This is a genomic window from Mogibacterium diversum (assembly GCF_002998925.1).
GTDB classification, from domain to species: domain Bacteria; phylum Bacillota; class Clostridia; order Peptostreptococcales; family Anaerovoracaceae; genus Mogibacterium; species Mogibacterium diversum.
In genome coordinates, this window is sequence record NZ_CP027228.1 from 589,576 (window position 1) to 601,952 (window position 12,377).

The window sequence follows — 12,377 nt, forward strand, 5'->3', positions numbered from 1 at the left end:
GCCTCCAATAGATTTAATTTAAATTGCTATTTTATTATGCCGTCGTTCTCGCGTTTAGCGCGCTCAATCCTCTTGCGCTGCTTCTCGTTTTGCTCTATGCGTTTTGCGTACTTTGACATATTCTGCTTACGCATCGACTCATAAAGAAGTGGGCTGCATAAGAATATTGATGAATACGTTCCTACCGATACACCGATAATTAACGGTATCAAGAACTGTCTAATTTCAGATGAAACTAGGAAGAACAGTGGAATCATAACAACAATAGTTGTAAGCGACGTCATAATCGACCTCGATAGGGTCTGATTGATACTGTCATTTATGAGTTCTACAACTTCTTTACGCTTGTAGAACTTTGTATTCTCACGTATTCTATCAAACACTACGATAGTATCATTGATGGAATAACCTACAACGGTCAATATACCAGCGATAAATGGATTGTTGATTGTAAATCCAAATATTGCGTAAATAGCAAGCGTTACTAATACGTCATGACCAAGTCCGCTGACAGCAGCAAGTCCGTAGTTCCAGTTCTTGAATCTAAATCTTATGTATATAAGCATACAGAACGTTGCTATGAGTACGGACTTAACAGCGTTATGTCTCAGCTCTTTTCCTACTGTTGGTCCAAACTCTTCAGATGAAAGAACAGCGCCCTTCTTCAAGCTGTATTTTGAATCAATTGTATTAATTACCTCTTGTCGCTGATCGGCTTTTAGCGCTTTTATCGTCCTAATTACAATTTGGTTGTTCTTGTCGCCAGCATATACAATCTGAGGATCTAGTTTGTGCTTAGCGATCGTTTTCTTAACCTCTTCGATATTGACCTTCTTGCCCATATCAAGCTGAATAGTTGTTCCGCCAGTAAAATCGATTCCGTAGTTGAAACCCTTAAACCCGGCACAAGCGATTCCGATGATAATTACGCTAAGTGAGAGAGCGTAGAATTTCTTTCGATTTCCGATGAAGTCAAACTCACGCTTTAGTTTAAATCTAGGAGTACCGTCTTCGTTTACTCCAAAATATTTGTTCTTTCCAAATGTCTTACTGTCAGCAAGAAGCGTCACGTATAGCTGAGTTATTATAACAGCTGTAAAAATACTGCAAATTGTACCGAGCATTAGAGTAAGAGCGAAGCCCTTAACCGCTGTAGTACCAATTAGATATAATACGATTGAAGCAATCAGCGTTGTGGTCTGAGAATCGACAACAGTTGATAATGCAGATTTAAATCCTGTGTCAACTGCAGCTCTGATCGATTTACCCTTTGATATTTCCTCTCTGATTCTAGTAAATATAATAACGTTTGAGTCAACAGCCATACCTATTGAGAGAATTATACCAGCAATACCAGGAAGCGTTAGAACTGCCCCTAGTGAAGCCATTGCTACCAATACTATTAGAACATATAGCGACAGAGCAAGGTCCGCAATAAATCCTAGTAGTCCATATGCTACAAGCATAATTAAGAAAACAATAGCAAGACCGATGATACCTGCCTTAACAGATTTAACTAGCGCATTCGCTCCAATCGTCGCAGTCTCAACTGATGAGTTAACTTCTGTAAGAGACGCAGGTAGTGCACCTCCTCTAATGAGAGACGATGTCTGTGAAGCTTCTTCTTTTGAAAAACCACCCTGTCTAGTAATCTCACAGCTTCTGCTGTTTATCACGCTTTTCGCTGTAGGTGCAGAAATAACTTTGTTATCAAGCATAATGATGATTGACTGTGCATCAAAGGCGCTACCATCGGAGTTCTTTAGTGTTGCAGTTACAGCACCTTGAGAAGTTTTTTCAGTCGCTTTTGCAAACTTTTGTGAGCCTGCAGAGGTGAAGTCCATAGTAATCTTGTATCCACCATTATTTGAATCAGTGCTAAATGATGCATCTTTGATATCATTACCATTCATAATCTGAGTGCCATCAGCGAGTAAAAATCTGAGCTGAGCCGTCTTACCAATCTGCTTGATGGCTGTATCAGCATCATCAACTCCCGGCATTTCGACACGAACTTTATTATTACCTTCTACAGAAACTGTTGCCTCTGAAATACCCATTGCGTTAACACGGTTTTCAAGTACTGATTTAGTCTGATCCATAAGTTTACTAAGATCAGATCCAGTTGCTTTCGTATCTGCCTGAAGTAATACATACACACCACCGTTAATATCAAGACCGTATTTGAGCTGTTTGTTAATGCTCTTAATGGGACCAGCTCCGTTAATAGCAATAGCCCATCCAATAATGATAATAACTGTAACTAATACTGCTAAAAACTTTTTTGTTCCAGTTTTCATAATTACGAATTGCCCTTCCTTCGTCATGCAATGAGGACACAAGCCCCCAATTATTAAATAATACTTCAAGATATTTTACATTATATAGGCGATTTCTTCAAGTGATAAATCCGTTGATAAATAGCTATTTTGAGCATAATTCAAAATAAGGTTATTTATGACCTTATTTGTCGTTAATTTAGATAGTCTTTTAGTAAAAAAACAAATAAAAAAGGTGTGCAACATGCACACCCTAAACTCTAACTATTCGGCATCCTTTTCAGTGTCATCCTTGCTATCAGATTTTTTAGCACCAAGCTTCTTTGGAGTAACCTTCTTGGATCTGTTAACATGTGTCTCTTCTGCAGGTTCAGCTTTTTCTTCAGGCTGTTTATCTTCCTTTTTGTCAGATTCCTGTTTGCCAACAACGCTACCTACAGCAGATTTAACAATCTCCATTTTAGTCTTGCCTGAACCAGTTTCGATAAGAATTCTATCATCCTTAATTCTTACAATTTTTCCGACAATACCACCAATTGTGACGATATTATCACCAGGCTTAAGAGCAGCTCTCATGCTAGTAACTTCTTTGTCACGCTTTCTCTGTGGTCTAATAAGCATAAAGTAGATAAGTGGTATAAATACCAATATTAAGACGATATTGTATAAACCTGTCTTCATCTCTGAACCTCCATATTTTCGTTATGGTAATAAATGAAAAATAAACTGGTGCCGGCGATGGGGGTCGAACCCATACGGTATTACTACCACGGGATTTTGAATCCCGCGCGTCTGCCAATTCCACCACGCCGGCAAAATTCTTATTTTTTTGTAAAAAAAATGGTGTGGCTGACTGGACTCGAACCAGCACGGTCTCCCACATGCCCCTCAAGCATGCGCGTCTGCCATTCCGCCACAGCCACACGACTATTTAAATATACAAAATAATCGCTTTAATTGCAAGTAAAATATAAAAAAACTTTTAAATTAATCAATGATAACAATCAAATGAACAAGAGAAATTTAATTAGATTATGTACCTGTCCAAATTAAGATTTAATATACTAGTAATAAAAACCTGTCTTATCATCTGTGTACTGCTTAAGCCTCATCTCGTAAGCAGCTTTAGCTGTATCGTAAAATGCAGGCTTAAATTCAGACATGCCAATTTCATTAGCAAAATCAATTGTAAAATCCGGATTGAGAATCAGTAATGGACCAAGTAAATACGTGCCCATAAAATTTTTATAATGAATACCCTCACGTGTTTCTTTACTGTTAAATCCAGGTCCTCTAATGGTATCAAAAAGTGGTTCAATTTCATCATCATAGAAACTATGACCAAATTGGCTTTTAAATCCAACTATCTTAATATCATTATACATACCGACATAGAGTGAATTAAAACGTTTGGCTAGAATATCTCTCTCAGTGTGATAATTAAAAACTTTAAGACAGTCAATCTTTTCCCCTGTCTTATCAATTATATATTTACCAAAAACCTCAACAGCATTGCCAGTAACTAAAAAACGCTGCCCTTGCTCTATAGCATCTTTCATTTCGTCGACATACATTGATGCATTATCTATAAAAAGCTGCTGACCGCGTTCAGTCATGGTTCCTCTGTATACAAGGTCGACTTTACCCTTGTTTAAAAAAGTGGGACGCTCACCAATATTTGTTTCTATTATTTCAATCTCTGGAAAAGAATCCTTAAGATACTTAATATTGGCGGAGTCTCCATATAAGTTACTGAGCTCTGGATAAAGCATTTCGATAATCATTTAATGCACCTTCTCGTTTTTATCAATCCTGTTTAGATGTTCTTCTAGAATTTTTCTGACTTTTCGTGCCGGTGAAAGCGGATCAGTTCCATAAAGCAAAAATATGGTTTCCCCTTCTGTAAAATTCAACTCTTTTACGCAGTCAAGAGGATCCTTTACATATCTAATATTTTCTTCTCTAACTCCAGCTGAAAGCAGTCTTAATTTAAAATCTAATCCTCTAGACCCTGTAGTAACTATAGTTTTAATTCTGTCATCTGCGAGTAGTTCAAAATCCGCATCATAAAGCCAGCACATATTTTCTGACCATGTGGCATCGTCTTGGAAGTTATTGTTGAATAATAGAAGTTCCTTATCTCCAGGCTGTGCTTCGATGTATTCAAACACTCTTGAGCTCGCATATGCATTTCTATCCTTACAAAGAACAGAACTTAATTTAATTCCACCAGCCTCAAATTCATTCAGTCTCTCTTTTGTTATATGAACGCTTCCTACAGCTTCTTTAATTTCATCCACTTTATAGTTTAATTCACTCAAAGTCGCTATAAGCGTTAATTCATTATAAATATTGAAAATTCCATTATTAAACAGGTTAAATTTGCAGTTCTCACCTTCTAGAAATACGTTCATCGTCATGGAATCGATATTAACATCTGTGGCTAAATAATCAGCAGTAAATGATTTGAAATTACAATTTGGGCAATATGCCCTACCTATATTGCTGTATCTGTTTTTCGTATACATTAATTTCGAACTGCATACTGGACAAATTGGGCAGTCGTCAATAAGATTCGTACAGCAATTTTTGTCGCTATCAAGTGATTCAATTCCGAAATAAACCTTGCTATTGTCAGGACACATCAGTGAAGATATAAGATCATCTGCATTTAAAATAAGTCTTGTAGATTTGTCAATATTAGCTTCAAGAATTGACCTCATGTATTCTGGATGTCCATTTCTCATTATGGAATCACGAGACAAATTAGTAACCACGAGATAGTCGATATGTATAAATGGGAATATTCTTCTAGAAGATAGCTCGTCTATTTCAAAGACTGCTGTGTCATAGCTCTGTTTTCCAGCCAAATTTACACTATTTATGAGTGACGTTGTAATACCAGTGATCGTATTAGAACCAGCAGAATTATTAAGTACCTTCTCTCCTAAAAAAGTAAGGGCGTCATTAAGTAGATTAGAACATGTAGTTTTGCCATTAGTTCCAGTAATTCCGATTATCTTATCAGGTAGCTCAATATACTCAAGAAAATTAGGACATATTCTAATAGCAACTATACCAGGAAAGTTAGTGCCATTATGCCTAGTAATCTTAAGCGCAATAATAGATAGCTTTGCAATTAAGAGAGCGCAGAAAAAGCGCAATTTACCCATTTATTCGTGCCAACCTTTCTCCATTAGCATACAAGCTTAAGTGCGAATTATTTGTATAGTTCATCTTTGAAGCTAGGGACAAGCTTTAAAATATCAGGAATAACACCGATTCTGCTAGGATTCTGATACGGAAGCTGCATGTAGTCATATGCAGTGTAATCATTTCCTTCAACAATTTTAGGTCCTTTATTTGTAACAGCAACATCCCATCCTACATATCTCATCTCGGGAACCTTCGTTGCTGCTCGCAGAATCATTTCTTTAGCTTCCTTGAACAAAGGTACCTCATAATTTGTTAAATCATAGCCAGTGTCAGGGTGTTTTGTATATATCAAATCAGTATCGGTATTTCCGCTGTGAAAAGGGAAATGAACAATCCCTGTTTCCAAATCTATTGGAGCATGAATACCGTGAACATCGATAAAACGACCATTTACGCCAAATTTCTGAGCGGCAAAGAATAAATGTGGTTCGTTGTCATCGCCTATAATTGTAATCATACGCATTGTATTAAGTGCAGGTTCATATACTTCACGAATCTTATCGTGATTTATTAGATACTCCTCAACAACTCCGAATCCCTTTTCTTTTATATAGTCATAGAATGCCTCAGCATTTTCGAAGTCTGACATTCTGATAATCTCGGCGCCCTTTCCGCATGAGAGATCAAGCATTTTACCAAACCCAACTTCGTTTTCATTGTAAAAGCGTGTTGCCTCATCGAGATCACAATTAAGTGCATCAAGAAAATCTCTATCGATAAATTCTTTAAACACTTCATCGAACTTGTTTTTATTATCAAAAATCTTTGCTTTTTCAGGATTGTTTAGAAAAGTAATTAATTTTTTGCTACGCATACGCGTCATGTACGTATCACGCATTTTATCATCTAATTCATAAAAATGATAAGTTATGTAATCGTAATATCCACTACCGAATCGTCTGTAGCAGTGATATATATCTCTTATAATACTAGATTTACTTTTTCCACATCTTCTATTAATTTCAGTAGCAACATCATTTAATTTTGAGAATCTCGCTCCCGAAAGCACCCTAAGTTTATAAAGAAAATTTGCACTCATAACTCTACCTCACATAATTTAAGACATATAATTTTATCACAAATATTACTATCTCTCAATTATGGCCCTAGTTTATATTTATCTAAAAGCACATTAACAGCGTCTTTCAAATGATCTACCGTCGAATTATTCTCTATGATATCAGATGCAAGTAGAGATTTTTCTTCATCGCTTAACTGCGAATCAATTATTCTGGTAATCATTTCTGCATCAAGCCCATCCCGTTCAGCCACCCTTGCTATTCTTTTAGCTTCATCTGCTACGACTAACCAAACTGCATCAAAATCATCTTGCATATCATATTCAAATAGAAGTGGTGCCGCAACGAAAACAGCGCTCTTTCCTGATAGTTCATAGCCTTTTAAAATGCGATTAATAGTCTTGATAACAGATTTAGTAACTATGTCCTCAAATTTTTGTTTCATTTCATTGTTACTAAATATAAGAGTGCGAATATATTCACGTGATAGCCCTTTTTCAATTGAAGCAATATCGGGTCCAAATACCTCGGCAATGCGTTCAATCGCACATCCCCCTGGACCTGTCATCTCACGCGATATCACATCGGCATCTACGACAGTAAACCCTAGATATTCCAGGTAATTAGTAACGGCGGTTTTTCCCGAACCAATCCCCCCCGTAATGGCAATCCTTAACATATAATGAAGCCCCTATTTTAAATCATACCAAGTGCTACCAGTATGCATATCACATACCAGCTTAACCTTAAGTTCAAAAGCATTTTCCATATTACGTCTTAGCAATTCTTTGACTATTTCGAGCTCGTCATTAACCGCTTCAATAATTAATTCATCGTGAATTTGAAGAACCAGTTTTGATTTTAAGTTTCTATCCTTAAGCTCGAGATACACACTGTTCATTGCCAATTTGATTATGTCGGCCGCACTTCCTTGAATAGGTGTATTCATTGCCAATCTATTTGCGAACTGACGATCCATATATTTACGTGAAGCAAATTCAGGAATCTGTCTAATGCGCCCCATTATTGTCTTTACAGCGTAGTCACGCTCACCTATTTTAATCTGTTCATCGAGATAAGCTTTGACAGACGTATGCTTTAAAAAGTAATCATCGATATAACGCTGAGCTTCAGCTCTAGAAATCATGAGCTCTTCACTTAACCCGAATCCACTCATTCCATAAATAACCCCGAAATTTACCGCCTTTGCTCTAGATCTATCAAGCGGTGTTACTTGATCTAGTGGCACATTAAATACCCTCGACGCGGTTATCCGATGTATATCTTCGTTATTATTAAAAGCATTTATCAAAGATTCATCACCACTGAGCGCCGCTAATATTCTCAATTCAATCTGTGAATAATCCGCGCCTATGAATGTGTGATTCTCGTCACTAGTCACGAAAGCCTTTCTGATATAACGACCATATTCATCACGGATTGGAATATTTTGTAGATTAGGTTCAGTGCAGCTGATACGACCTGTAGCTGCAACAGTCTGGTTAAAATGCGGATGGATTTTGCCATCGTCAGCTATAAGAGCAATAAGGCCTTCTATGTATGTGCTTTTTAGCTTAGTGGCCTTTCTATACTCCAGAATATCATTAACTATAGGCTGCTCGTCTCTCAGCTTCTCTAAAACATCTACCGATGTAGAGTATCCAGTCTTCTTTTTACCACGACCAGGATAAGGAATTCCCATATCTTCGAATAATACCACACCCAGTTGTTTAGGCGATTTAATATTGAATGACTGTCCTGCTTTTTCATAAATTGAATTTTCCAAATCAATTATTCTTGCATCGAGCTCTATTCCAACAGATTCTAGCACAGCCCTATCTACCTTCATGCCGATAGATTCCATAGCTGCCATAGTTTCAATAAGTGGAAGCTCACATTCTTCATATACAGTGGTGAGCCCATTCTCATCTATTCCTTTTTTCTGACCTTCATATACTTTTAATATATATAACAAATGAACGGAGTCATCAGTTGATTCATCAAAGGTAAAATCAGTATACTTAACGAGCATTTTATCTAAGGAATATCTGCTTCTATTCGGATCTAAAAGATATTCTGCAACAAATGCATCATGTTTTATTCGTAAACCATTTATATTATATTTAAGTAACGTATATATAAATGGTTTGATGTCATAGCAGATATACTCATATCGTCTACTTATAAGCGTTTCAATAGCCGAAGAAACGTTAAGCGGTGATAGTTCAATTTTAGTAATAATCTTCTCTTCAGCCGACAAGAGCGAAACACTATCAAGCATAGGCATGCTCGAGTGGTTATTATCTCCTTTAAACGTTATAACGACATCACTTCCTGAACTTACTCTGTCATAGAATTTTGAAGGATCTACATGATTATATTTAGAATATTCATCAAATATATTAGCGCCTGATTTCTTAATTTCTGTTACTGCTTCATGTTCTGATGAATCTAATTTTTTTATCAGACTATTAAATTCAAGACTTCTATATATATTGAGGAGTTCATCATAGTTAGGCTTAACAAATTTTAAATCATCAAACTCGTAATCAAGTGGCACATCGCGTCTAATGGTAGCAAGCGACTTTGAAAGTGTTGCCATTTCTTTATTAGCCCTAACATTTTCACCAAGCTTACCTTTAATCTTATCAGCGTTCTCTAGAACACCTTCAACTGAACCGTATTCCTTAAGAAGAGCGATTCCTTTCTTTTCACCAATTCCGGGAACACCAGGAATATTATCGGATTTATCTCCCATGAGACCTTTTAGATCAATAAACTGCTTTGGAGTCAACGAATATCGATCTATCATCGCAGCTTCATCATATATGTCAAATTCGGTCATACCCTTCTTATTGATTACGACCTTAGTATTCTTATCAATTAGCTGAAGTTCATCTTTGTCACCCGTAATTATGATTGACTCTATGCCTCTTCTCGAAGCTTCAGATGTAATTGTACCTATTAAATCATCTGCTTCGTATGTTTCCTTTTCGAAAACAGAAATATTCATAGCATCTAGTACATCATGCATGAGAGGAATCTGGGAAAGAAGTTCAATCGGTGTCTGCTGTCTACCTGCTTTATATTCCTCATATTGTTTATGTCTAAACGTCTTAGCCTTCATATCAAAGCAAACAGCAATGTAGTCAGGAGTATAATCGCCTAATATTTTATTAAGCATATTGATAAAGGCGTACACACCATGTGTGTACACCCCTTCTTTTGTCATCATTGGTCTCATGGCAAAATAAGCCCTAAAAAGCAAGCTGTTGCCATCGATTATTACAAGTCTCATAAGCTATTTCCTCTCATTAATCAAGCTTATTTACCGATAATTGAACGCGATGCCTTAAGTCCATAAGCATCAGTTGCCGCAAGCGCACCATCAATTACACTATACTGAAGAATATCTGTTGCAAGTGCTGCAAAAGCATCGAAATTAACTTCTACTTGATTTGTTGTCATTACAAATATTGCATCACCGTCAAGAGTCCCGTGAACTGGTTTTATAGCCCGCGCAAAACCATCGTGCAAAATTGAAGCTAGCTTATTCGCTTGAGTTTTAGTTAGTTTGGCGTTAGTGATTAAGCACGATAACGTCGTGTTAAAAGGAACATCGTATCCCATCTCTTCAACTGGAATTGGTTCATGATCAGGTTCACCCTGTACACTGTCTTCTTTAAACAACGTGTCATGATGTTCAGAATTACTCTCAAGCTCTGCACGAAGTTCTTTGATTTTAGACTCGATTTCATCAATCTCTGACCTACTGTCTTCTTTATTATCTTCAATTTCTTCGCTAACAGCTTCATAATCTGAAGTTTTGATAGTTTGTATATCTGCTGAATTTTGTTGATCAGTTATATCATGCTTAATAGATAATTCGTCAATTTCTGTGTTAACGTCTCCATCATCATCTACTTCGTTTGTAACAACTATTTCATCATTTTTAAATGGGTCACGAATGTCTGGTGCTTCCGGTCCGCCTTCTCCATGCACATGATTCTTCATCACTGAAATAGAGCCTTTAATGTATTCCTTATCTTTGCTTAAAAGTCCTGCAATTATGTTATTATTGCCGTTATAAACATCTCCAAAGGCATTGACAGCAGTAATTGCGCCGACTTCAAGAACATCATCAGAGCAAGCAAAAGTTCCAAGTGCGGATTTCATCGCTCTATCCATACCATAGAATTTGCCTACAGATGCACCTGTTCCTGCGCCATGATTTCCGTGATCAAAAATTCCTTCATATGCATTTATGCATGCTTGTGCTCCCATATTTAAATCAGGCCTGACATCGCCCGAGCCAACATCTAAGTCATAAAGAGAAGCTTGAGTAACTATAGGAACATTGCGTTCCCCTACCTTGAAGCCAATACCTTTTTCTTCGAGGTATTTCATTACTCCTGAACCTGCCTCAAGACCAAAAGCGCTTCCACCGCTCAAAACCACTGCGTTAACAGCCTGAACAGTATTTTCCGATTTTAGAAGGTCCGTCTCGCGAGTGGCTGGACCACCGCCCCTTACATCAACTCCAGCTACAGCACCATTCTCAGATATAATGACGGTACAACCAGTGCCTGCACTTTGATTTTCAGCATTGCCTAGTTTAAAGCCATCAATATCCCTTACATCAATTCTCTTAAAGCCCATTCTCTGATACCTTTCGCTTATATTCTTACCTTCATACACGACAAAACAACATGAACGATTTAATTTATATCAATTCAACATATTATAGCATGTAACAGACTTTAATTAAACAAAATTAAAGCCTCATCATACGATGAGGCTTGTCTTTTTTAGAAAAGATCCGAAATACCGTCATGCTCTTAATTGACGCCCTATCGATTGATAAGGTGGGTACTTCCTGTCGCTATTCAGTAATTTCTAAGTCTCCGGTATACCAGCTTAGCATATCGCCTAGAAGCGAACTCGGAATCCCGTGTAAGAAGTGTAGGTTCAATTAATGATACACAACGCATATCCCAGAACTTATATTTTGATTATATTATCATAAAATCTAAATTCAATACTTGAAATAAAAAACGAATAGTGATTTAACCACTATCCGTTTAGGATTTTATTCCATATCAGGCAGGTCACAGTTATAAGAAACTCTCTGCACATCATCATTATCATCAAGTGTATCAATTAGCTTATGAAGAGCCTTTATCGCAGACTCATCATCAACCTTTGATTCCATTGATGGTATAAACTCTACTTCGGATTCAGCAATTTCATATCCTGCTGCCTTTAGTGCCTCAAGGACTGCATGATAATCAGTAGCTTCTGTTCTTACTTCGAAGTTATCCTGATTAACAATCATATCCTCAGCTCCTGCTTCAAGTGCTTCCATCATAACTGTATCCTCGTCAAGACTGTCAGTCTTCTCGATGAATATTACACCTTTTCTAGAAAACATATAAGATACGCATCCTGGAGTGCCGAGATTTCCACCATTTTTATCAAATGTCGATCTTACAAATGCAGCTGTTCTATTTTTATTATCAGTTAGAGCTTCAACAATCACAGCGACACCAGATGGACCGTAACCTTCAAATAACAGTTCCTCATACGATTCGCCTGCTAACTCACCAGTACCTTTCTTGATAGCTCTATTAATATTATCATTAGGCATGCCTATAGCTTTTGCCTTATCTATTGCAACTCTAAGTGATGAGTTAAACTCAGGGTCGCCACCATCCTTTGCTGCGACAATAATCTGTCTTGTATACTTCGTGAACATCGCTGCTCTTCTTGCATCCTGTGCAGATTTTCTACCTGCAATCGTACCATGTCTACCCACAGGTGGACCTCCTTCTATTCATTTTACTATTAAATTTGCCGTAATATA

General features: G+C 37.1%; 9 protein-coding genes, 2 tRNA genes and 1 other RNA gene. All 12 read right to left on the minus strand.

All coding sequences use genetic code 11. The features are described 5' to 3' along the window. Window positions 1-26: 26 nt before the first annotated feature. The 12 genes from secD to C5Q96_RS02795 all read right to left on the minus strand — a co-directional run bounded on the left by secD (window position 27) and on the right by C5Q96_RS02795 (window position 12,329). On the minus strand, window positions 27-2,300 hold the full coding sequence (gene secD, locus C5Q96_RS02740; protein WP_106057991.1) for a protein translocase subunit SecD: 2,274 nt from the start codon (window positions 2,298-2,300) through the stop codon (window positions 27-29). A 243-nt stretch (window positions 2,301-2,543) separates the two neighbouring features. After that, window positions 2,544-2,960, minus strand: coding sequence for a preprotein translocase subunit YajC (gene yajC, locus C5Q96_RS02745; protein WP_106056909.1), 417 nt, complete (start codon window positions 2,958-2,960; stop codon window positions 2,544-2,546). Between the two features lie 46 nt (window positions 2,961-3,006). Then, window positions 3,007-3,093 (minus strand) — tRNA-Leu (locus tag C5Q96_RS02750). A gap of 27 nt (window positions 3,094-3,120) precedes the next feature. Next, window positions 3,121-3,202, minus strand: a tRNA-Leu gene (locus C5Q96_RS02755). 141 nt (window positions 3,203-3,343) lie between these two features. After that, on the minus strand, window positions 3,344-4,063 hold the full coding sequence (locus C5Q96_RS02760) for a hypothetical protein (RefSeq protein WP_106056910.1): 720 nt from the start codon (window positions 4,061-4,063) through the stop codon (window positions 3,344-3,346). Next, on the minus strand, window positions 4,064-5,452 hold the full coding sequence (locus C5Q96_RS02765) for a Mur ligase family protein (RefSeq protein WP_106056911.1): 1,389 nt from the start codon (window positions 5,450-5,452) through the stop codon (window positions 4,064-4,066). A 47-nt stretch (window positions 5,453-5,499) separates the two neighbouring features. Further along, complete coding sequence (locus tag C5Q96_RS02770) at window positions 5,500-6,534, minus strand: sugar-transfer associated ATP-grasp domain-containing protein (RefSeq protein WP_106056912.1); 1,035 nt, start codon at window positions 6,532-6,534, stop codon at window positions 5,500-5,502. A gap of 59 nt (window positions 6,535-6,593) precedes the next feature. After that, complete coding sequence (coaE, locus tag C5Q96_RS02775; protein WP_106056913.1) at window positions 6,594-7,193, minus strand: dephospho-CoA kinase; 600 nt, start codon at window positions 7,191-7,193, stop codon at window positions 6,594-6,596. Window positions 7,194-7,205: 12 nt separating this feature from the next. Continuing rightward, complete coding sequence (gene polA / locus C5Q96_RS02780; protein WP_106056914.1) at window positions 7,206-9,812, minus strand: DNA polymerase I; 2,607 nt, start codon at window positions 9,810-9,812, stop codon at window positions 7,206-7,208. A gap of 26 nt (window positions 9,813-9,838) precedes the next feature. Further along, on the minus strand, window positions 9,839-11,173 hold the full coding sequence (locus C5Q96_RS02785) for a P1 family peptidase (protein ID WP_106056915.1): 1,335 nt from the start codon (window positions 11,171-11,173) through the stop codon (window positions 9,839-9,841). A 153-nt stretch (window positions 11,174-11,326) separates the two neighbouring features. Then, a non-coding RNA gene (gene ssrS / locus C5Q96_RS02790) (6S RNA) lies at window positions 11,327-11,518 on the minus strand. Between the two features lie 85 nt (window positions 11,519-11,603). After that, window positions 11,604-12,329 carry a YebC/PmpR family DNA-binding transcriptional regulator gene (locus C5Q96_RS02795; protein ID WP_106056916.1) on the minus strand — a complete coding sequence of 242 codons (726 nt, stop codon included), beginning with the start codon at window positions 12,327-12,329 and terminating at the stop codon, window positions 11,604-11,606. Between the last annotated feature and the right edge of the window lie 48 nt (window positions 12,330-12,377).